Source organism: Terrabacter sp. MAHUQ-38, from assembly GCF_014518425.1.
Taxonomy (GTDB): domain Bacteria; phylum Actinomycetota; class Actinomycetes; order Actinomycetales; family Dermatophilaceae; genus Terrabacter.
This window is the reverse complement of sequence record NZ_JACVCU010000003.1, coordinates 694,459-715,117: the sequence shown is the minus strand read 5'-3', so window position 1 is coordinate 715,117 and position 20,659 is coordinate 694,459. Positions and strand designations below refer to the sequence as shown.

The 20,659-nt window shown below is 72.3% G+C and carries 21 protein-coding genes; 13 read left to right on the top strand and 8 right to left on the bottom strand.

What is annotated here, in order from left to right; translation table 11 throughout:
- The first annotated feature begins 374 nt into the window (after positions 1-374).
- From H9I49_RS14320 to H9I49_RS14285, 8 genes are all read left to right on the top strand, one after another.
- Positions 375-542, top strand: coding sequence for a hypothetical protein (locus H9I49_RS14320; RefSeq protein ID WP_188031016.1), 168 nt, complete (start codon positions 375-377; stop codon positions 540-542).
- Positions 543-552: 10 nt separating this feature from the next.
- Positions 553-1,359: a hypothetical protein gene (locus tag H9I49_RS14315; RefSeq protein ID WP_188031015.1), complete on the top strand. Its 807-nt coding sequence runs from the start codon at positions 553-555 to the stop codon at positions 1,357-1,359.
- An 82-nt stretch (positions 1,360-1,441) separates the two neighbouring features.
- Positions 1,442-2,641 (top strand): TadA family conjugal transfer-associated ATPase, encoded by a 1,200-nt coding sequence (locus tag H9I49_RS14310; RefSeq protein ID WP_188031014.1) that lies wholly within the window; start codon positions 1,442-1,444, stop codon positions 2,639-2,641.
- Positions 2,638-3,552, top strand: coding sequence for a type II secretion system F family protein (locus tag H9I49_RS14305; RefSeq protein ID WP_188031013.1), 915 nt, complete (start codon positions 2,638-2,640; stop codon positions 3,550-3,552). Before H9I49_RS14310 ends, H9I49_RS14305 begins: the two co-directional genes overlap by 4 nt.
- Positions 3,549-4,274, top strand: coding sequence for a type II secretion system F family protein (locus H9I49_RS14300; protein ID WP_188031012.1), 726 nt, complete (start codon positions 3,549-3,551; stop codon positions 4,272-4,274). Before H9I49_RS14305 ends, H9I49_RS14300 begins: the two co-directional genes overlap by 4 nt.
- 236 nt (positions 4,275-4,510) lie before the next feature.
- Positions 4,511-4,732, top strand: coding sequence for a DUF4244 domain-containing protein (locus tag H9I49_RS14295; RefSeq protein ID WP_188031011.1), 222 nt, complete (start codon positions 4,511-4,513; stop codon positions 4,730-4,732).
- A 41-nt stretch (positions 4,733-4,773) separates the two neighbouring features.
- Positions 4,774-5,115 (top strand): TadE family type IV pilus minor pilin, encoded by a 342-nt coding sequence (locus H9I49_RS14290; protein WP_188031010.1) that lies wholly within the window; start codon positions 4,774-4,776, stop codon positions 5,113-5,115.
- A complete protein-coding gene (locus H9I49_RS14285) occupies positions 5,112-5,489 on the top strand; it encodes an Rv3654c family TadE-like protein (protein ID WP_188031009.1) in 378 nt (125 codons plus the stop codon). The genes H9I49_RS14290 and H9I49_RS14285 overlap by 4 nt, the downstream gene beginning before the upstream one ends.
- Before the next feature lie 35 nt (positions 5,490-5,524).
- Here H9I49_RS14285 and H9I49_RS14280 read toward each other — a convergent pair whose 3' ends face one another.
- The 7 genes from H9I49_RS14280 to H9I49_RS14250 all read right to left on the bottom strand — a co-directional run bounded on the left by H9I49_RS14280 (position 5,525) and on the right by H9I49_RS14250 (position 13,132).
- Complete coding sequence (locus H9I49_RS14280; RefSeq protein WP_188031008.1) at positions 5,525-5,989, bottom strand: Rrf2 family transcriptional regulator; 465 nt, start codon at positions 5,987-5,989, stop codon at positions 5,525-5,527.
- 222 nt (positions 5,990-6,211) lie between these two features.
- Entirely contained in the window at positions 6,212-7,222 is a 1,011-nt protein-coding gene (locus tag H9I49_RS14275; RefSeq protein ID WP_188031007.1) for a sulfate/molybdate ABC transporter ATP-binding protein, read from the bottom strand.
- Complete coding sequence (gene cysW / locus H9I49_RS14270; protein WP_188031006.1) at positions 7,219-8,025, bottom strand: sulfate ABC transporter permease subunit CysW; 807 nt, start codon at positions 8,023-8,025, stop codon at positions 7,219-7,221. The genes H9I49_RS14275 and cysW overlap by 4 nt, the downstream gene beginning before the upstream one ends.
- Complete coding sequence (gene cysT, locus H9I49_RS14265) at positions 8,022-9,020, bottom strand: sulfate ABC transporter permease subunit CysT (RefSeq protein WP_370587578.1); 999 nt, start codon at positions 9,018-9,020, stop codon at positions 8,022-8,024. The genes cysW and cysT overlap by 4 nt, the downstream gene beginning before the upstream one ends.
- The gene (locus H9I49_RS14260; protein WP_188031005.1) at positions 9,017-10,048 is read right to left on the bottom strand and encodes a sulfate ABC transporter substrate-binding protein; all 1,032 of its coding nucleotides are present in this window, start codon (positions 10,046-10,048) and stop codon (positions 9,017-9,019) included. The genes cysT and H9I49_RS14260 overlap by 4 nt, the downstream gene beginning before the upstream one ends.
- A 211-nt stretch (positions 10,049-10,259) precedes the next feature.
- A complete protein-coding gene (locus H9I49_RS14255) occupies positions 10,260-10,433 on the bottom strand; it encodes a hypothetical protein (protein ID WP_188031004.1) in 174 nt (57 codons plus the stop codon).
- Between the two features lie 233 nt (positions 10,434-10,666).
- Entirely contained in the window at positions 10,667-13,132 is a 2,466-nt protein-coding gene (locus H9I49_RS14250) for a DEAD/DEAH box helicase (protein WP_255523935.1), read from the bottom strand.
- A gap of 193 nt (positions 13,133-13,325) precedes the next feature.
- On the opposite strand from H9I49_RS14250, the gene H9I49_RS14245 reads away from it, so the two are divergent.
- From H9I49_RS14245 to H9I49_RS14225, 5 genes are all read left to right on the top strand, one after another.
- Positions 13,326-13,694 carry an anti-sigma factor antagonist gene (locus H9I49_RS14245; protein ID WP_188031247.1) on the top strand — a complete coding sequence of 123 codons (369 nt, stop codon included), beginning with the start codon at positions 13,326-13,328 and terminating at the stop codon, positions 13,692-13,694.
- Positions 13,691-15,274, top strand: a complete 1,584-nt coding sequence (locus tag H9I49_RS14240) for a methyltransferase (protein ID WP_255523999.1) — start codon at positions 13,691-13,693, stop codon at positions 15,272-15,274. The genes H9I49_RS14245 and H9I49_RS14240 overlap by 4 nt, the downstream gene beginning before the upstream one ends.
- 142 nt (positions 15,275-15,416) lie before the next feature.
- Positions 15,417-16,226 (top strand): TetR/AcrR family transcriptional regulator, encoded by an 810-nt coding sequence (locus tag H9I49_RS14235; protein ID WP_370587577.1) that lies wholly within the window; start codon positions 15,417-15,419, stop codon positions 16,224-16,226.
- A 59-nt stretch (positions 16,227-16,285) separates the two neighbouring features.
- Complete coding sequence (locus tag H9I49_RS14230) at positions 16,286-18,016, top strand: ABC transporter ATP-binding protein (protein WP_188031003.1); 1,731 nt, start codon at positions 16,286-16,288, stop codon at positions 18,014-18,016.
- A complete protein-coding gene (locus tag H9I49_RS14225) occupies positions 18,016-20,139 on the top strand; it encodes an ABC transporter ATP-binding protein (RefSeq protein WP_188031002.1) in 2,124 nt (707 codons plus the stop codon). Before H9I49_RS14230 ends, H9I49_RS14225 begins: the two co-directional genes overlap by 1 nt.
- Positions 20,140-20,226: 87 nt before the next feature.
- Here the strand turns inward: H9I49_RS14225 and soxR are convergent, their stop codons facing one another.
- Positions 20,227-20,658: a redox-sensitive transcriptional activator SoxR gene (gene soxR, locus H9I49_RS14220; RefSeq protein ID WP_188031001.1), complete on the bottom strand. Its 432-nt coding sequence runs from the start codon at positions 20,656-20,658 to the stop codon at positions 20,227-20,229.
- Position 20,659: the final 1 nt, after the last annotated feature.

Below are 20,659 nucleotides of genomic sequence, written 5' to 3'. Positions count from 1 at the left end.
AAGACAGAACTCCTCGAGAAGATGCCGAGTACCCACGCGAGAGCAGTTCCCTTGGAACCGTCCACCCCCGGGCGCACAACCGGGGCGACACTTTGAGATTGCACGCCTGGTAGCCCGGTACTTCTCTGGAGGCCCCTCGACCCACGGTCGAGGGGCCTCTCCTTTCCCGGTCCGGCGCACTGGTCTACGGAATCGTCGGCGTGTCCATGACGGACACTCGGGACGTATCGGGACGGATGCCGACAAATCGCTGCGTGTCGTGACATCTGGGTTTGCATTCCGAAGGGCGAGCGTCCACGATTGTGGGTGGTGCTCCCCCTTGGGGTCGAGCACCGCGCGATCTGGCTCCTCCCCCCCGGTGCCAGTCTCGTGAGGTGGCCTCCGTCTTCCCCCGGACGGAGGCCACCAACGCGTTCGGGGGCTTCACCAGCCGGCCGTGGGCGCCGCCGATGATGGGCTCGGTTGTCCACACCTGCGCCGCTGCCGGCGCCGTTGTCCACCGCTGGGCGTATGCCGCTGGGCGGGCTCTCGACGCTGCGTGACGGTGGGCGCATGGGAAACGTCATCGCCTTCATGCCCGCCTCGGGTGGGGTCGGGTCCTCGACCCTCGCGGCCGCTGTGGCCGTTCGTGCCGCGGCAGCCGGCCGCTCAGCCGTGGCCGTCGACCTCGACCGGCTCTCCGGGCGCCTCGACGTCGTCTTCGGGCTGGAGCAGGAGCCGGGCTGGCGCTGGCCCGAGCTCGCCGGGGTCGCCGGCGTCGTCGACGGCGGCGGGCTCGCGGCCGAGCTGCCGGTGGCGTGCGGTGTGCCGGTCCTGTCGGGAGGCGGCGGCGCCGGCTGGGCGGCATCCGGGGGTCCCACGAGCCCCGGTGACGGCACGGACGGCCCGTGGCTGGAGACTCTGCCCGACGTCGTCGCAGGCCTCGCGGACGCGCACGACCTGACCGTCCTCGACCTGCCCCGCGACGTCGCGGTGCTGGCCTCGGTCGCTCTGCTCGTCGACGCCCTCGTCGTCGTGGCCGGGGTCCAGGTGCCACAGCTGGCCGCGGCATCCGGCGTAGTCAGCGGCGTGCGGCAGGTCCTGGCGGGTCTGCGCGACGCCGGCCGTGCGTGGGAGCACGAGCCGCTGCTGCCCATCGAGCCGTGGGTCGTCCTGCGCGGCAACCGCGTGGAGCCCGACCTCGAGGACCTCGTCATGGACGAGCTCGACGTGCCGCTCGTCGCGACGGTCGGCGACGACCGGCGCCTCGCCGCCGAGGTCGCCGAGGGACTACCGCCCGGTGTCAGGGGCCGCGGCGAGGTCGTCCGAGCGGGAGACGAGATCCTGGTCCGCATCACGAGCCAGGCGGTCGCGGCGTGAACCGCGGCGTGAACCGCGGCGTGAACCGCGGCGTGAACCGCGGCGTGGAAGGGGCTGGCCGTGGTGGCTCCGGGTGGTGGCGATGACGCTCACCTCCGCCATGTGGCAACGCGTGCGCGACGGCGTCAGCCCCGACGGCGACGCGGTCGCCGGAGTGGCCGCGCAGGAGCACGGAGCCCTCGGAGCCGACCGCGTGGCCGCGACCCGCTCTGCGCTGGCCGCGCGGGTGCTCGGAGCCGGCCCGCTCGACCCGTGGCTGACCCAGCCGGGCGTCACCGACATCGCCGTCAACGGTGACGGCCGGGTGTGGATCGACCGCGGCCACGGCATGGAGTCGGTCGGCGAACGCATCGAGCCCGACGACGCACGGGCCCTCGCGGTCCGGCTCGCAGGCATCGCGGGGCGCCGGCTCGACGAGGCGAGTCCGTGGGTCGACGGCCAGCTGCCCTCGGGAGCCCGGCTGCATGCGATGCTGCCGCCGCTCGTCGAGGGCGGCCCGCACATCACGATCCGCGTGCCGCCGGTGGAGCCCGTGTCCCTGTCGGAGCTCTGCGACCGCGGGATGGTCCCGGCCGAGTGGGTGCCCGTGCTTCGGGCAGTGGTCCGGCACCGGCTGGCGTTCGTCGTGTCAGGTGGCACCGGCGCGGGCAAGACGACGCTCCTCGCTGCGCTGCTCGGGTGCATCGACCCGGTCGAGCGGCTGCTCGTCGTCGAGGACGTCCGCGAGCTGAGCGTCGACCACCCGCACCTCGTCCGCCTGGAGGCTCGCCCGGCGAACGTCGAGGGCGCCGGCGAGGTCACCCTGACGACGCTCGTCCGGCAGGCGCTGCGCATGCGACCCGACCGCATCGTCGTCGGGGAGGTGCGAGGAGCGGAGGTCCGCGAGCTCCTCGCGGCCCTCAACACCGGCCACGAGGGCGGCTGCGGCACCGTGCACGCGAACGCCCCGGACGACGTCGTCGCCCGCTTCGAGGCCCTCGGCGCGCTCGCCGGAATGGCTCCCGAGGCGGTCCGCGTGCAGCTCTCGGCGGCCGTCGACCTCGTCGTGCACCTCGCTCGCGAGAAGGGTGCCCGCCGGGTCGCCTCGGTCGCGGCGGTCTTCCGCCGTGACGGCGTTCCCCGCGTCGTGCCCGCCCTGGAGTGGGGCGGGCCCGGACGCGCGCCGCGCACCGAGGTGGCGTGGCCGGCGCTCGCGGCTCGCCTGGGCCTCGGTGCCGATCTGCCCTCGGTCGTGAGCGGCCCGGCGGCCGCCCCTCGGCCGGCGGCCGCGGAGGCGTCGTGAGTGCCATGGCCTCGGGGGCGGTCGCAGCACTGCTCGTGGGCGTTGCGGTGGTCGTCTGGCCCCGGACCTCGCGGGTTCCTTCCCCAGCCGTCCTCGGGCCTTCGGAGCGGCATACCTCGAACTGGCAGGACGCGGCCGGGCAGACCACGGCCGGGCAGACGAAGAACGGTGCGTTTCCGGGCGGGTCGGTGTCGCATCCTGCCGGCGACGAGCGCGAGCAGACGCCGAGCCTGTGGCAGCAGGACCCGGTCGACCTCTACCGCCGGTGGCGGCTGCGTCGCCGACCCGGCGAACTGGTCGACGACGTCCTCGACCTGTTGCGAGGGATCGCGCCCGGCCTCGAGTCGGGCCTGACACCGAGCCGGGCGATCGACCTGGCCGCGACGTCGGGCCTCGGTCCCGACCGGGTAGCCCTCGCGCGCCAAGCTGTGCTCGCGCGCCGTCGTCGGACCACCGCCCGTGGCGCCTCGGCCGGGCAGGACATCGACCTGCTCGTCGGGCAGCTTCTCCACGTGGCGGAGCACGCCCAACCCCTGTCACCGATCTGGGCGGAGTGGGCGCAGCGCAGCGCCTCGGCCGAGTTGCGGCTTGTCGCGGCTGCGTGGCGGCTGTCCGAGAGGACCGGCGCGCCGCTCGCCTCCGCAGTCGACCGCGCTGTCCGCGGCCTGCTCGACGCCAGGGCACGTCGCGGCAAGGTGGCGGTCGCGGTCGCCGGCCCGCGTGCGACCGTCACGGTGCTCACCGTGCTGCCGCTCACCGGTCCTCTCTTCGGGATGGCCTGCGGCATCGACCCGGTCACGCTCTACCTCGGCTCGCCCGTCGCGACGATCTCGGCGGCGTCCGGCATCACCCTGGGGTGGGCCGGCCGGGCCTGGTGTCGGAGGATGATCCGTTCCGCGGTGCGGCCATGACCGGCGTCGTTGCCGCACTGCTCGTGGCCTTCGCCGTGTACCTGCTGCCCGGCGGTCCCCGTCACGGCGTCGACCAGGTGGACCCACACATCGCGCACCCCGCACCTCAACCGCCGGGCGAGGAGCCGCGCCGACACCGGCGCAGCGGGCCATTCGCGCGCTGGTTCCGCGGCCCTGCTTCTCAGGGTGGCTCGGCGGGCCGAACGCCGGGGGCGGCGGCGCTGACGAGGCCGGGGCTCACGGGGGTGGTGGGGGACCGGCCCGTCGCATCGGGTCGGCATGCCGACGAGTCCGAGGTCGGGTCCGCCCTCGCGTTGCTCGCACTGGGCTACCGCTCCGGGCTGCCCACCTGGGACGTGCTCGAGGCCGTGGCCGATGGTCTTGACGGGGCACCTGCGACCGACCTCCGGCAGGTCGCCACGGCACTGCGTTGGGGCGCGACCGAGAACGAGGCCTGGGCCTGTGTCGGAGCCACCTGGGCGCCGGCGGCCCGCGCCGTCGCCGTGGCCCACCAGGCCGGCGTGCCGCCGGGGCCGATGCTGCTCGCCGCCTCCGACGACCTGCGCGCGGCCGAGCTCGAACGACTCGAGGTCTCTGGCGCCAAGGTCGGCGTGCGGCTCGTCGCGCCCCTCGGCCTGGTGCTGCTCCCAGCGTTCTGCCTGACGACCGTCGCACCCCTCGTCATCGCGCTGGCCGGCGACCTGCTCGAGGGGCGTGCATGAGCCCACGCAAGAGCGCGTTCATGAGCCCGTCCAAGAGCCGTCGGTGTCAGCGCGGCCTGCACGCCCCATGGGCGAACGGTCACCGACACCCCCTCGCCGACACCCCTCGCCGGGCCTCCGTGCACTGGGGCCAGGCGCCCGACGACCCGCTCGCGACACCTCGCTCACGACCTCAGGCACGAGCCGAGGCCATCGACGACCCGGGCACCCCGCTCGGGCAGGACAAAGGAGAGACCATGACCCGCAGACTGACCCACCGACCGAGCCACCGACTGACCCACAGACTGACCGGACTCGTCGCACGGAGGCGCGACGTCGGCATGACGACGGCGGAGTACGCAGTCGGCATCATGGCGGCATGCACGTTCGCCCTCGTGCTGCTCGGTGTCGTCAAGTCCGACGCGGTCCGATCCACATTGGCGGGCATCGTCCAGAGCGCACTCGGCATCGCGGGGTGACCCTGGCCCAGCACCGGAGCCGACACGCTCGCGAACGCGGGATGGTGACGGCTGAGCTCGCCGTCGCCATCCCGTCGGTGGTGCTCGTCCTGGCCCTGTGTCTCGTCGCCGTCGGCGCCGGGGTCGACCAGATCCGGTGCGTCGATGCCGCGCGCGTCGCCGGTCGGGCCGCCGCACGCGGAGACGACCCCGCGAGGGTGCGGGCGCTGGCTGCCGCGGCTGCACCTCGGGCCGCGGAGATCGCCATCGCCGGCGTCGGGGGCGGGGTCCGCGTCACCGTCACCGCCCGAACGGGCGGCTGGGGCGGGGTACTCCCCTCGTGGACGCTCACTGCCTCGGCCGTGACGCCCGTTGAGTCGACAGCGGCCGGAGGGCCGCGGTGACCCAGCTGCGGCAGCGAGGGCTCCGGTGCCGGGTGCGTGACCGTGGTGCGGCGACGGTGCTCGTCGTCGGCCTGGTCGCGGCCCTGCTCGTGCTGACGGCCGGCGCCCTGGTCATCGCCTCGGCAGTCGTCGCGAGCCACCGCGCCCGGGTGGCCGGCGACCTCGCCGCTCTCGCAGGTGCCGCGGTGCTTCAGGACGGCGCCGACGGCGGCCGCGCGTGTACTGTGGCGGGCCGAGTCGCCCGCGCGAACGGCGCTGCCCTGCAAGGGTGTTCGTCAGGGGATGCCATCGTCACGGTCCTTGTGTCCGTCGATGCGGCGCTCTGGCCGCGGCCGGCCTCAGCCCGTTCCAGGGCCGGCCCCGAGCCCTCATGACGTGGGCAGCCCTGAGCAAGCCGTCACCACACGGATCAGCGGTTCTGCCAGGCGTCGGGCACGGTGAGCAGCTGGCGCACCCGGTCGGGCAGGTCGCCGGTGAGCAGGTCGTCGAGCGACGTCTCATCGAGCACTTCGCGCAAGCTCGCCCGCACGGCCACCCACAGGCTCGGCAGGTGCGTGGCGACGCCCTCGTATGCCGTCTCGTGCGGACGCAGGCCGCGGACCTCCGCGAGTGGTCCGTCGACGGCGCGGAAGACGTCGCCGACGCTGATCCGCGCACGTTCGCGGCCCAGCACGTAGCCGCCTCGCGCGCCGCGTCGGCTGAGGACGAGGTCGGCGCGGCGCAGGTCGGCGAAGATCGCCTCGAGGAACTTGCGCGGCAGCTCCTGCCGCGTCGAGAGCGTGTCGATGCTGACGGGGCCCGATCCCTGCTCGTCTGCCTCGGCGAGGATGAGCATCGCGCGTACCGCGTAATCGACGCGTGCCGAGATGTCCACGCGTGCAGTCTGCCGTACCCGGCGACCACCCACGTCGGGTGGGCAGCTTCCACCGGTCGTCAGGCGAGTGCGACGTGCCCACTCGACGAGCTGAGGGCGGGGCGACGGACTGGGGCGGCGAGGTGTCGTCCCCTCGCCGCCCCAGTTCACGGCACACGTTATGCCGTCCCGCCTCGGCAGGGGCGGCTGGTCTCACGCCAGTCGGACCACGTTGACGGGAGGTCAGATGGCGAGCGCCGGGTCGACGTCCACGACGCTCGAGCGGCCGATGGCGCGCGCGTGGATCGTCTCGCCCTCACGCAGCTGGAGCTCGGCTGCGTCGCGGCGGGTGATCTGCGCGGCGAAGCGCTCGCCCGAGTCGGCGCGCAGGTCGACACGCACCTCGAACCCCAGGGGGACGACGCGCTCGACCACGGCGTCGATGACGCCCGGTGAGTCGGGCACCTTGGCGTCGTTCGCGAGAGCCGTGGTGCGGTCGCGTTCGAGGGCGATGTCGTGGGGTCGCACGAGCTGGCCGCCGAGCCGCGCGACCGAGCCGAGGAAACCCATGACGAAGTCGTTCGCCGGACGCTCGTAGAGAGTGACCGGGTCGCCGACCTGCTCGATCTGTCCCTTGTTGAGCACGGCGATCCGGTCCGCGACGTCGAGGGCCTCCTCCTGGTCGTGCGTCACGAGGACCGTCGTCACGTGCACCTCGTCGTGCAGCCGCCGCAACCACTGGCGCAGGTCGGTGCGCACCTTGGCGTCGAGGGCCCCGAACGGCTCGTCGAGCAGGAGCACCTGCGGGTCGACGGCGAGCGCCCGGGCCAGGGCCATGCGTTGGCGCTGGCCGCCGGAAAGCTGCGCCGGGTAGCGGTGGCGGAAGCCCTCGAGGCCGACGATCTCGAGCAGCTCGTCGACCTTCTTGTCGGTCTCGGCCTTGGGGCGCTTGCGGATCGTCAGGCCGAAGGCCACGTTGTCGCGCACCGTCATGTGCTTGAACGCCGCGTAGTGCTGGAAGACGAAGCCGATGCCGCGCCGCTGCGGCGGCTCGTTCGTCACGTCACGGCCCTGGATCGTCACGGTCCCCGAGTCCAGCCCCTCGAGGCCCGCTATCGAGCGCAGCAGCGTCGACTTGCCCGACCCGCTCGGGCCGAGCAGGGCGGTGAGCGACCCGCTCGGGATGTCGAGGCTGACGTCGTCGAGCGCGGCGAACGAGCCGTAGTTCTTGCGGGCGCTGGTCACGGTGATCATCGGTCGCTCCTCTTGCGGTCGAGCAGGGTCATGAGCAGCAGCACGACGAGCGCGATGCCCATGAGGAGGGTGGCGGCGGCATACGCGCCGTACGTGTTGTGGTCGTCGATGTAGCGCGAGTGCACGAGGAGCGTCAGCGTCTGCGAGACGCCGGGGAAGCCCGACGACACCATGATCACGGCGCCGAACTCGCCGAGGGCGCGCGCGACGGTGAGGACGACGCCGTAGGTCAGGCCCCAGCGGATCGCCGGCAGCGTGATCCGCCAGAACGTCTGCCAGCGGTTCGCTCCGAGCGTGGAGGCGGCCTGCTCCTGCTCCTGGCCGATCTCGTGGAGCACCGGCTCGACCTCGCGCACGACGAACGGCAGGGTCACGAAGATCGTCGCGATCACCATGCCGGGCAGTCCGAAGATCACCTTGAGCCCGGCCTGGTCGAGCGCGCCGAACCAGCCGCCGGCACCCCACAGCATGATGAGCGCGACGCCGACGACGATGGGGGAGACGGCGAAGGGCAGGTCGACGACCGCCTGCAGCAGACCGCGACCCCGGAAGCGCCCGCGCACGAGGGCGAGGGCTGTGGCGATGCCGAAGACGACGTTGAGCGGGACGACGATGACGACGATGAGCAGCGACAGGTTGATCGCCGACCGCGCTGCGGGCGTCGACACCGAGGCGATGAACTCGGACAGGCCGGGCGAGAACGAGCGCCACAGGATGACGCCGATCGGCACGGCGAGCAGCACGAAGAGGTAGCCGAGCGCGACGAGGCGCAGCGACAGGCGGGTGGCTCGGGAGACCCTCATACGTCACGCTCCTCACGTCGCTGGGTGCGGCTCGACAGGACGCGCAGCAGCAGGAGCGTCAGGAAGGCGATCGCGAGGAGCGCCACCGAGACGGCTGCAGCGTTGAGCGGCCGGTCGATCTCGATCTGCTGCTGGATGTACTGCGAGGCCACCTGGGTCTCACGCGGGATGTCGCCGCCGATGAGCACGACCGAGCCGTACTCACCGATGGCCCGCGCGAACGCGAGGCCGGTGCCGCCGAGGATGGCCGGCGCGAGCGTCGGCAGGACGATCCGGCGGAAGGTCGTCCAGTTCGAGGCGCCGAGGGACGCCGCGGCCTCCTCGACCTCCCGGTCGGCCTCGATGAGCACGGGCTGCACCGAGCGGACGACGAACGGAAGTGTGACGAAGAGCAGTGCCACGACGAGGCCCCAGCGGGTTGCGTTGAGCTGCAGGCCGATCGGGCTGTTCGGGCCGTAGAGGGACAGCAGCACGATGCTCGCCACGATCGTCGGCAGCGCGAACGGCAGGTCGATGAGCGCGTTGACGACGCGCTTGCCCGGGAACTCGTCGCGCACGAGCACCCATGCGACGAGGGTGCCGAGCACGGCGTTGACGACGGCCACGATCGCCGAGACGAGGACGGTCACCCAGAGCGCCGCGATCGCGGACGGCGCGGTGACGGCGTCCCAGAGGCCCGAGAGTCCCTCGCCGAAGGATGCGGCGGTGAGCGCTGCGAGGGGCAGCAGCACGATGACGCTGAGCCAGAGCGTGACGACGCCGATACCCAGAGGCTGGGCCACGCCGATGCGCGGGAGCCGCCGCCGGCGCGGCTCGGGTGAGCCGTGACCCGGGTGCCCGTCGTGACCGACCGGCCGGTCGTCCTCAGGGCGTGTGCCGTCTCGGCGCGTCAGCTCGGCGGCGTCGGTTGCGCCCGCCCCGTCCGACCCCGGACGCGGCGACAGGGGCGCCGCGTCGGCGGCTCCCCTGCGCTGCTGGTCGGTCTCGGCCGTCACTGCGTGGCCTGGTCGTAGATCTTGGCGATGTCGCCCACGTCCTTCTTGAAGAGCGTGCCGTCGACGCTCTTCCAGCCACCGAGGTCGGCGATCGTCCAGAGCTTGGTCGGGGCCGGGAACTTCGAGGCGAACTCCTTGGCGACCGTGGTGTCGACCGGTCGGAAACCGGCCTCGGCGAGCAGCTTCTGCGCCTCAGGCGTGTAGAGGTAGGTGTTGAAGGCCGTGGCCGCCTTCAGGTTCTCGCTGCCCTTGAGCACGGCGGCGGGGTTCTCGATCTTGAAGGTGGTCGGCGGGGTCACGTGCTGCACCGGGTCGCCGTTCTTCTCGATGAAGAGCGCCTCGTTCTCATAGCTGAGGAGCGCGTCGCCGCTGCCCTGCAGGAACGCCTCCGTCGCCTCACGGCCCGACTTGGGCTGGATCTTGACGTGGTCCGACACGAGGGCTCTGACGTACGCGAGCCCGGCCGCCTTGTCGGCCCCGCCGTTGCTCTTGGCCGCATACGGGGCGAGGAGGTTCCACTTGGCCGAGCCCGACGAGAACGGGTTGGGCGTCACGACCTCGACTCCCGGCTTGAGGAGGTCGTCCCAGTCCTTGATGCCCTTGGGGTTGCCCTTGCGCACCACGATCGTGACGACCGAGCCGAACGGGATTCCCTTGTGCTCGTTGGCGTTCCAGCTCGGGTCGACGAGTCCCGCGTCGACGAGACGGGTGACGTCGGGCTCGACCGAGAAGTTGACGAAGTCGGCCTCGGCGCCCGCGGCGACCTTGCGGCTCTGGTCGCCCGAGGCGCCGTAGCTCTGCTGGAACTGGACGCCCTTGCCGGCGGCGGTCTTCTGGAAGGCCGGGATGACGGCGTCGAAGCCCACCTTGGGGACGGCGTACGCGTAGAGGTTGATCGTGCTCGTAGCGCTGGAGGAGTCGGATCCCGGGGCCGCCACGGTGTCGCTCGCGCCCCCGCCGGCGCACGCCGTCAGGCCAAGGGTCGCAGTGACGGCGATGGCGGCGAGGGCGATGGCTGGGCGTCGCATGGAGGGGCTCCTGAGGGGTGAGACGACGTGGAGGTGCACGGTCGCGCGGCGCCGTGCCCAGGGGAGAAGCGGATGCTTTCCTATCTGTTGCATGGGAGTTTCGAATAGCGCGAGGTTACCGGTCAAATAACGGCCGCTTATGTCTCAGAGTGTGGTCCCGCCACGCTCACCCAGCGGCGCCGCTCACCTGCCGCCGATGAGTCACAGCCGATCAGTCACCTCGCGACAGCGATCGCACTCGCAGCACGGGCCCGGCCCCGGACGTCGTCGCGACGTCCGGGGCCGGGTCGCCGGCCACGGTCACCCGCGCCCCGGGCTCGGTCTCCACCGACCACCCGGCCGGGAAGAGCAGTTCCCACGTCGTCCCGTCATCGTCGTCCAGCACGAGCGGCTGCGACTCCACCTCGACCCGACGCAGGGTGCCCCGGACGACAGTCGTGGGCGCCGGCCTGTCCTGACCGCCCAGGGCTCGAGCCAGCGCCCCCGGGTCCGCCGACGGACGCGACGACCCTTCGGGCGCAACCGGATCCGTCGCATCTCGAGGATGAGGCGGGCGTGATCCCGACACGTCGCGGCCGCGCGCGGGCCGTCCGTGCCGTCCCTCCGGTCGTCGCCGGCTCATGACTGCCGCTCCGCTCCCGGTGGGCGCTGCTGCGACGAGCCGGCGTGCCGCAGCGTGAGGTCGAGCAGCGCCACGGCGCCGCGTTTGTCGAGCGGCTCGTTGCCGTTGCCGCACTTCGGCGACTGGATGCAGGAAGGGCAGCCGGTCGCGCACTCGCACGACTCGATCGCCTCGCGCGTGGCGGCGAGCCAGGCGTGCACCCGACGGTAGCCGCGCTCGGCGAAGCCCGCACCGCCCGGGTGCCCGTCGTAGATGAGGATCGTCGGCAGGCCCGTGTCCGGGTGCAGCGCGGTGGAGACACCCCCGATGTCCCACCGGTCGGCCGTCGCGAAGAGCGGCAGCATGCCGATGGCCGCGTGCTCGGCCGCATGCGCCGCCCCGGGTATGCCGTCCTCCTCCACGCCGGCAGCAGCCAGCTCCTCGACGGGCATCGTCCACCACACGGCCTTCGTCGCGAGCGACCGTGCAGGCAGGTCGAGCGGGTGCTCGCCGAGCACCTCGCCGCCGGGGAGCCGCCGCAGGAACGAGGTGACCTGGTTGCGCACGGTGACGTGCCCGAAGGAGCAGCGCAGTGGTCCCCACTCCGCGTGCTCGACCTCGTGCATGATCTGGAAGTCGCTGACCGACCGTGCCTGGGTCGTCCAGCCGGGGTCGCCGCGCACCGCGAAGGCCGCGTGGTCGTCGAGGTCCAGCTCCGTGACGACCCACGTCTGCCCCTGGTGGAGGTGGACGGCGCCGGTGTGGACCTGCGAGTGCGCCGCCGCGTCGTCGACGGTGCCGACGACGCGCCCGGTCCGGGTCTCGATGATCCGGACGGGCTCGCCCGCGCCGCGCAGCGAGAGGTGGTCGGCCGGCCGGCCCTCCCGTCCCCAGAACCAGCCGCGGGGCCGCTTCTTGAGGATGCCGCGGCCCACGAGCGCGTCGAGCAGGGACCGGGTCTGCGGCCCGAAGACGGCGACGTCGGCCTCGGTGACGGGCAGCTCCGCGGCGGCTGCCGCGAGATGGGGTGCGAGGACGTGGGGGTTGTCGGGATCGACGACGGTCGCCTCGATGCCTCGGCCGAAGATCGCCTCGGGGTGGTGCACGACGTACGTGTCGAGCGGGTCGTCGGCGGCCACGAGGACCGCGAGCGATCGCTCGCCGGACCGTCCGGCGCGTCCGGCCTGCTGCCACAACGACGACAGCGTGCCCGGCCATCCCGCGAGCAGGATGGCATCGAGCCCGCTGACGTCGACGCCGAGCTCGAGGGCGTTCGTCGCCGCGAGGCCGAGCAGCTCCTTGGACCGCAGCGCCTTCTCGAGCTCGCGGCGCTCCTCCGGCAGGTAGCCGCCGCGGTAGGCCGCGACCCGCGACTCGTCGGTCACGGACACGCGTTCGCGGGCGATCCGCGCCACGACCTCGACCCCCGCCCGCGACCGCACGAACGCGACGGTCTGCACCTTCTCGCGCACGCAGGCCGCGAGCAGCTCGCCCGTCTCGGTGATCGTGCTGACCCGCCGGGGCTGCCCGGTCTCGTCGACGAGCAGCGGCGGCTCCCACAGTGCGAACGTCATCGACGCCCGGGGGGACCCGTCCAGGGTGACCGGGTGGACCGGCATACCGAGCAGGCGTGACGCGTGCTGCTCGGGGTCGGCGACGGTGGCGCTCGCGAACACGAACGTCGGCTCCGAGCGGTAGCGCGCGGCGACGCGGCGCAGGCGACGCAGCACGGCCGCCAGGTGGGCGCCGAAGACGCCCTTGTAGACGTGGCACTCGTCGACGACGACGTAGCGCAGGGCCCGCAGGAACGAGCTCCACCGCTCGTGCCCGGGCAGCAGCGAGTGGTGGAGCAGGTCCGGGTTGGTGAGCACCAGGTTGGCGTGGTCGCGGATCCACCGGCGTTCGTCGGTGGGCGTGTCGCCGTCGTAGGTCGCGGGCCGGACCGCGGGCAGCGCGAGGCGGTCGATCCGGGTCAGCTGGTCGGCGGCCAGGGCCTTCGTGGGCGAGAGGTAGAGCGCCGTCGCACCGCGGCCGTTCGGCGCACTGGCACCCGAGACCAGGTCGGTGAGGATGGGCAGGTGGTAGCCGAGGCTCTTGCCCGACGCCGTCCCCGTGCTGACGACGACGTGCCTGCCCGCGTGCGCGGCCTCGGCCACCTCGACCTGGTGCGACCACGGCGCCTCGATGCCCGAGCCGAGCAGCGCGCCGAGCAGGGTCGGGTCGACCCAGTCCGGCCAGCCGGCGTGCCGCGCCGGGCGCGCGGGCTCCTCGTGGACGTGGACGAGCCGTTCGGGGTGGTCGCCGACGAGGAGGCGCAGCAGGTCCTCGGGAGAGGGGTGCGCAGAGCGCTCGCGATCGCCCTCCTGGCCGTACTCCGGGCCGTGCCCTTGGCCGTGCTCCCCGCCGTGCCCGCGGGCGGCGTCCGGCGAGCCGTGGTCGGACCTTCCCGGCACGGTGTCGGTGGGCGCTGGCTCGCCGTTCATGTGGAGCAACCGTATGCCGTCGGGGTACGGTAACCGACGTGCGGGGCATGTTACTCCGCGGTCAGTCACGCGAGGGGATTCGTGACCGACGGTGTTCGGTCAGGCCTCCGCTCCCGGGATGCCGCCGCCGAGCCGTTTCGGCCACGACCCGCGACAATGTGTGGAAACGTGTGGGAATCAGGAAGGGGCACAGGTGGATCTCTCGATCACCCGAGCCGACCATGGCGACCAGACCGTGGTCCACCTCGGCGGCGAGATCGACGTCTACACCGCACCGCTCGTCCGCGAGAAGCTCGACGAGCAGATCCAGAGCGGGCGCACCCAGCTCATCGTCGACCTCACGGAGGTCACCTTCCTCGACTCGACGGGGCTCGGGGTCCTCGTCGGTCGCCTCAAGCTGACCCGCAGTCGGGGTGGCTCGATGCGCCTCGTCGGCAAGGACGACCGGGTCCTCAAGGTCTTCTCGATCACCGGCCTCGACAAGGTCTTCGAGATCCACCCCGACCTCGAGACCGCGCTCGCCGCGAGCGAGACGCCTGCCGCATCGGGCGAGGGGTCCTGAGCGACACGCCCGTCGTCGACGATCGGCTCGTCGGGCTGCTGCGCGCCGACCTCGCCGCGGCCGGCTTCACCGTCGACGGCGTCGCCGCAAGGCTCGGGCCCGTGGCTGCGGCGGCCCTGCACCGGGAGCAGTCGCTCCCGGCGCTGCTCGCCACTGAGTCGGTCGACGGGTCGGATCCTGACTCGTGCGGCATCCTCGTGCGTCTCTTCACCCTCGGCCGTCCGGTCCAGGCGTCCGCGCTCGCACACGCACTGCCGACCCTCGGGGTCGAGGGCGCCGTGGCGCTCGGCCTCGTGCGGCTCGAGAGCGGCCGCGCCGGCTTCGTCCCGGACCGCTGGGAGCCGCCCTCGCGCACGGCCCTCGCGACGTGCGACCTGCGTCCGTACGGCGACGACGCCCACGACTGGTGGGTCGCCTCAGACCTTTCCGAGCTCGCCCTCGGCGGCCCGCTGCGCGCCGACCACGTCCTCGGTATCGGCGGCGCCTCGACGACCCTCGCGACGTGGACCGTCCGCCGACCCGTCGAGCGCGCGCTCGACCTCGGCACCGGTTGCGGAGTCCAGGCGCTTCACCTGAGCGGGCACGCCCGCACCATCGTCGCGACGGACATCTCCGAGCGGGCCCTCGCGTATGCCGCCTTCAACCTCGCGCTCGCGGCTGGCGGGGCCACTGCGCCCCCGGCGTTCGAGCTGGTCGCGGGCGACCTGCTCGATCCCGTTGCCGGACAACGGTTCTCGCTCGTCGTCAGCAACCCGCCGTTCGTCATCACACCACGCGACGAGGGCCTCCCGCTCTACGAGTACCGCGACGGCGGGCGTGCCGGCGACACGCTCGTGCGCTCGCTCGTGCGCCAGGTCGGCACCGTGCTCGAGCCTGGCGGCGTCGCCCAGTTCCTCGGCAACTGGGAGGTGCCGGCCGGTCGCACGTGGCGCGACGTCTGGGCCGAGTGGCTCGACGAACAGGCCCGCGACGGCGTGGCCCTCGACGCCTGGGTCGTGCAGCGCGAGTCGCAGGACCCGGCCCAGTACGCTGAGCTCTGGGCCCGCGACGGAGGTGCGCAACCCGGCAGCGAGGCCCACTCGAGGATGTATGCCGCCTGGCTGCGCGACTTCGCCGCACGAGACGTCGAGGAGGTCGGCTTCGGCGTGGTCACCCTCCAGCGCCCGGCCACGGACCGGCCGACGTGGCGATCGCTCGACGAGGCGCCCGGCCCGGTCGCGACACCGATGGGTCCCGTCGTCGACGCGGGGCTGCGGGCCCGCACGTGGCTCGCCGAGCACTCGGACGACGAGCTGCTCGACGTCGCCTGGTCGTGCGCCCCCGACGTGACCGAGGAGCGGCACGCCCGGCCCGGCGCCGAGGACCCGAGCGTCATCCTCGTCCGCCAGGGCGGTGGGCTCGGACGTGTCGTGCGCGCCGGGACGCTGCTCGCGGCGTACGTCGGCGTCGCGGACGGCGAGCTGACAGCGCGGGCCGCGCTCGACGCCATCGCGACCGTGCTCGAGCTCGACCCGGAGCAGGTGCGCGCCGAGGTCGTGCCGCAGCTGCGCGACCTCGTCGCCGACGGCCTGCTCATCTGACCGCGGCAACTGCGCCACGGCCGAGTTGGCGCGGTCCCTCGACCCTGGTTCGACCGCGCGAGCAGCGCCCTGGCTGAGTTGGCGGGCACGTCGTCGGCGTAAACGACTTGTGAGTGAGTGCTCACTCATTCATGATGGGCGGGTGGCACAACGAGCGGGGCGGGCCGCCCCCATGCATCCGGACGACCGGCGCGACGCGCTGATCGCCGTCTTCCTCGATCTAGCGCACCGCGAGGGGCGCCCACCGACGACGAGCGAGATCGCCCGGGAGGCCAGGGTGGCCGAGGGCACGATCTTCCGCGCGTTCGCGACCAAGGACGCGCTCCAGGAGGAGGCCGTCCAGGTCGCGTTCTGCCCGGCCCCGGTGCGTCGCTCGATCGCCGCGATCGGCGACGACCTCTCGGTGCGCGACCGGCTCGTCGCGTTCACCACGATCATGCAACAGCGGTTCACGGAGGTCTTCGGGCTCATGTCGGCCCTCGGCCTCACCCAGCCGCCGAACCGCGGACCGCACCTCGCCTGCTACGCGGCCGGCCGCCACCTGCGCGGCGCCTCGGACGAGGGCCACGACCACACCGAGGCACACCAGCCGCTGCTCGACACCATCCACGCGCTCCTGCTCGACAGCGCCGAAGACTTCGTCGTGCCGACCCGGGACGTCGTGCACCGCATCCGGCTGCTCTGCTTCTCGGGCAGCCACCCCGGCATCGCCGACGGCAACACCCTGACGCCCGACGAGATCGTCGACACCGTCCTCTACGGCCTCGTGCGGCGGCCACGGTCGACCGAGAGCGGCCTGTCCGTCACCGACCTCTACGAGCAGCTCGGCGGCGACCCGGCGTCGCTGGCGGCCGACCAGCCCGGCCCTGAGCCCAGCCGGGCGCACGATCGGGTGCACGACCGGGCCGCGGCCGCGCAGGCCGCCACCCGGCATACGCGACAAACCCATTGACCCTCACCCCACGTGAGTCCCTAACGTCCCTTGCGACACCACCCACCGAAAGGCACCACATGTTGATCCGGCTGCTCCGCAGTCATCTGGGCCCCTACCGGGGCCAGATCGTGCTCATCGTGCTGGCCCAGCTCGTCAGCACGATGGCCTCGCTCTACCTGCCGAGCCTCAACGGCGAGATCATCGACGAAGGCGTGGCGAAGGGCGACACCGGCTTCATCGTCAGCCACGGCGGGGTCATGCTCGTCGTCAGCCTCGTGCAGATAGCCGCGTCCGTGGCGGCGACGTTCCTCGCGGCGAGGGTCGCGATGGGAATGGGCCGAGACGTCCGCGGCAGCGTCTTCGGCAAGGTCGTCGACTTCTCGGCGCAGGAGGTGACCCGCTTCGGCGCGCCAACCCTCATCTCGCGCAACACCAACGACGTCACGCAGGTGCAGATGGTCGTCTTCATGGCCTTCGCGATGCTCGTGTCGACCCCGATCATGATGGTCGGCGGCATCATCATGGCGCTGCGCGAGGACGTCGGCCTCTCGTGGCTCGTCGGCGTGGCCGTGCCGCTCCTCGGGCTCGCCGTCGGCCTCGTCATCTCGCGGATGGTGCCGTGGTTCGGGCGGATGCAGACCTCGCTCGACGGCGTCAACCGCGTCATGCGTGAGCAGATCACCGGCATCCGGGTCGTTCGCGCCTTCGTCCGCGAGGAGCACGAGGAGGCCCGCTTCGCCGACGCCAACGGGCAGCTCACCAACGCGGGCCTACAGGTCGGGCGGCTCATGGCTCTCGTCTTCCCGATCGTCATGTTCATCTTCAACCTCTCGACCGTGGCTGTCATGTGGTTCGGCGGTCACCGCATCGCGTCGGGCGACATGCAGATCGGCGAGCTGACGGCGTTCCTGTCCTACCTCGTCCAGATCCTCATGGCCGTCATGTTCGCGACCTTCATGGCCACGATGATCCCCCGTGCGGCGGTCTCGGCAGGCCGCATCCAGGAGGTCCTCGGCACCGAGTCCACGGTCGTCGAGTCCGTCCAGCCCCTGCCTATGCCGGCCGCTGCCGCCGGTCTCGAGCTCTCAGGCGTCGACTTCCACTACCCGGGCGCCGAGGCCGCCGTGTTGCACGACGTCACCTTCAGCGCCGAGCCGGGCCGCACGACAGCGATCATCGGCTCGACCGGCGCCGGCAAGACGACGCTCCTCGGGCTCGTGCCGCGCCTGTTCGACGCCTCGAAGGGCAAGGTCCGCGTCGGCGGGGTCGACGTGCGCGACCTCGAGCTCGACGCGCTGTGGGGCAGGATCGGGCTAGTCCCGCAGAAGCCCTACCTCTTCAGCGGCACCGTCGCCTCCAACCTGCGCTACGGCAACCCCGAGGCCACGGACGACGAGCTCTGGGACGCCCTGCGGATCGCGCAGGGGCAGGACTTCGTCCAGGCCATGGGCGGCCTCGACTCGGCGATCGCCCAGGGCGGCACCAACGTCTCGGGTGGCCAGCGCCAGCGACTCGCCATCGCCCGGGCGATCGTCAAGCGGCCCGACATCTACCTCTTCGACGACTCGTTCTCGGCCCTCGACCTGTCGACCGACGCCCGGCTGCGCCGGGCGCTGCGCCCCGCCACGTCCGCGGCCACCGTCGTCATCGTGGCCCAGCGCGTGTCGACCATCGTCGATGCCGACCACATCATCGTGCTCGAGGACGGACGCATCGTCGGTCAGGGCACGCACGACCAGCTCGCCCTCTCCTGCGAGACCTACCAGGAGATCGTCGAGTCCCAGCGCAGCGCGGAGGAGGCGGCCTGATGGCCGAGGGAGTGAAGACGGCCGAGGAGAAGGCCGCGGAGAGCCGGCGCGGACCGGTCCGGCGCGGCGGCCCGCCGCACATGCAGCTGGGTCAGCCGGGCGAGAAGTCGCTCAACTTCGGGCCGTCTGCCAAGCGCCTCATCGGGCGGCTGCGCCCGCACCGTGCGAAGGTCATCGTCGTGCTCGTGCTCGCCGTCGCGAGCGTCGTGCTCAGCTCGATCGGGCCGAAGATCCTCGGCCGGGCGACCGACCTCATCTTCGCCGGCGCCATCGGCAGCTCGATCAAGGCGCCGCCGGGCACGACGAAGCAGCAGGTCATCCAGGGTCTGCGCGACCGCGGCCAGACCACGTACGCCGACCTGCTGGGCAACGTGGACTTCGTGCCGGGCCGGGGCATCGACTTCGATGCGGTCGGGCACGTGCTGCTCATCGTCGTCGGGCTCTTCGTCGCGGCGTCCCTGCTCATGTGGATCCAGGGCTGGATCCTCCAGGGCGTCCTGCAGAAGACGATGTACGACCTCCGCCAGGAGGTCGAGGCCAAGCTCAACCGGCTGCCGCTGCCCTACTTCGACAACCAGCCGCGCGGTGAGCTGCTGAGCCGCGTCACCAACGACATCGACAACGTGGGCCAGTCGCTCCAGCAGACGCTCTCGCAGCTGCTCAACTCGCTGCTCACCGTCGTCGCCGTGCTCGGCATCATGTTCTGGATCTCGTGGCTGCTCGCGCTCATCGCGCTCGTGACGATCCCCATCTCGATCGTCGTCACGAGCCTCATCGCCAAGCGCTCGCAGAAGCTCTTCGTCCAGCAGTGGCGCAACACCGGCGAGCTCAACGGCATCGTGGAGGAGACCTTCACCGGCCACGGCCTCGTCAAGGTCTACGGCCGCCAGAAGGAGACCGAGGCGAACTTCAAGGAGAAGAACGACGAGCTCTTCGGGGCCGCGTTCGGCGCGCAGTTCATCAGCGGCATCATCATGCCGGTCATGATGTTCGTCGGGAACCTCAACTACGTCGCGATCGCCGTCGTCGGTGGCCTGCGGGTGGCGTCCGGCACGATGAGCCTCGGTGACGTCCAGGCGTTCATCCAGTACTCCCGGCAGTTCACGCAGCCGCTGACGCAGGTCGCGTCGATGGCCAATGTGCTCCAGTCCGGAGTGGCCTCGGCGGAGCGTGTCTTCGAGGTGCTCGACGCCGACGAGCAGGAGCGCGACGCAGCGTCGCCCACGACGATCGAGGACCCGCACGGCGCGGTGGCCTTCGAGGGTGTCGCGTTCTCCTACACGCGCGACAAGCCGCTCATCGAGGACCTCGACCTGTCGGTCAGCCCGGGGCAGACCGTCGCCATCGTGGGCCCGACCGGTGCCGGCAAGACGACGCTCGTCAACCTCATCATGCGGTTCTACGAGCTCGACGGCGGGCGCATCACGCTCGACGGCGTCGACATCCGCGACCTGACCCGTCACGACCTGCGCTCGCGCATCGGGATGGTGCTGCAGGACACGTGGCTCTTCGGCGGCACGATCCGCGACAACATCGCGTACGGCCGCCCGGGCGCCAGCGACGAGGAGGTCATGGCTGCGGCGAAGGCGACCTACGTCGACCGCTTCGTGCACTCGCTGCCCGACGGCTACGACACGGTGCTGGACGACGAGGCGTCCAACATCTCCGCCGGCGAGAAGCAGCTCATCACCATCGCGCGCGCGTTCCTGACCGACCCGGCGCTGCTCATCCTCGACGAGGCGACGAGCTCGGTCGACACGCGTACCGAGCTGCTCGTGCAGCACGCCATGGCGGCGCTCCGCTCCGACCGGACGAGCTTCGTCATCGCGCACCGTCTCTCGACGATCCGCGACGCCGACCTCATCCTCGTCATGGAGGAGGGCCGCATCGTCGAGCAGGGCTCGCATGCCGAGCTGCTCGCGGTCGAAGGCGCGTATGCCACGTTGTATGCCGCCCAGTTCTCAGGTGCCGCAGCCGACCTCGACGAGGCGGCCGGCGCACCCGGCGGGCCCGGCGGCCTACCGGAGCTCGCGGGCGTCGGCGCGGTTGCGCCCGGCCCTGCCGGCGGCCCCGGCGTGCCCGCGCCGGACTCGGCCACGCCGGCCGACCCGACGGCCGACTGATCGTCGCAGCAGAGCGCGAGGCCCTGCCGTCCACGTGGACGGCGGGGCCTCTCACGCTGTGGCGCAAGGGCTTCGCGGGAAGAGCCGTCAGGGTTCGAGGAGGACGGCGCCCGGGCCGTGGTCGGCCAGCACGTCAGACGGGTTGTTCAGTGCGCAGGTGCGCAGGCTGAGGCAGCCGCAGCCGATGCACGAGTCGAGCTGGTCACGCAGCTTCTCGATGCGCCGGATCTGCTCGTCGAGCCGGGACCGCCACGCGCGTGACAACCGGGCCCAGTCGTTCGCGGTGGGCGTGCGGCCGTCGGGCAGCGTCGCCAGCGCGGCGCCGATCTCGTCGAGGGACAGGCCGACCCGCTGGGCCGCCCGGATGAACGAGACGCGCCGGATCGTGGCCCGCTCGTAGCGCCGCTGGTTGCCGGTCGTGCGGACGGAGCTGATGAGGCCGAGGTCCTCCCAGTAGCGCAGGGCCGAGGTGGCGGCCCCGGTGCGCTCGGCCACCTGGCCGATGGTCAGCGCCGACACG

Bases quoted from the DNA above. Each gene is read 5' to 3' on its own strand.
- H9I49_RS14315 (WP_188031015.1), top strand. From the start codon at position 553: ATGGGAAACGTCATCGCCTTCATGCCCGCCTCGGGTGGGGTCGGGTCC.
- H9I49_RS14310 (WP_188031014.1), top strand. From the start codon at position 1,442: ATGACGCTCACCTCCGCCATGTGGCAACGCGTGCGCGACGGCGTCAGC.
- H9I49_RS14300 (WP_188031012.1), top strand. From the start codon at position 3,549: ATGACCGGCGTCGTTGCCGCACTGCTCGTGGCCTTCGCCGTGTACCTG.
- H9I49_RS14295 (WP_188031011.1), top strand. From the start codon at position 4,511: ATGACCCGCAGACTGACCCACCGACCGAGCCACCGACTGACCCACAGA.
- H9I49_RS14290 (WP_188031010.1), top strand. From the start codon at position 4,774: ATGGTGACGGCTGAGCTCGCCGTCGCCATCCCGTCGGTGGTGCTCGTC.
- H9I49_RS14275 (WP_188031007.1), bottom strand. From the start codon at position 7,222: ATGATCACCGTGACCAGCGCCCGCAAGAACTACGGCTCGTTCGCCGCG.
- cysW (WP_188031006.1), bottom strand. From the start codon at position 8,025: ATGAGGGTCTCCCGAGCCACCCGCCTGTCGCTGCGCCTCGTCGCGCTC.
- H9I49_RS14260 (WP_188031005.1), bottom strand. From the start codon at position 10,048: ATGCGACGCCCAGCCATCGCCCTCGCCGCCATCGCCGTCACTGCGACC.
- H9I49_RS14250 (WP_255523935.1), bottom strand. From the start codon at position 13,132: ATGAACGGCGAGCCAGCGCCCACCGACACCGTGCCGGGAAGGTCCGAC.
- H9I49_RS14230 (WP_188031003.1), top strand. From the start codon at position 16,286: ATGTTGATCCGGCTGCTCCGCAGTCATCTGGGCCCCTACCGGGGCCAG.
- H9I49_RS14225 (WP_188031002.1), top strand. From the start codon at position 18,016: ATGGCCGAGGGAGTGAAGACGGCCGAGGAGAAGGCCGCGGAGAGCCGG.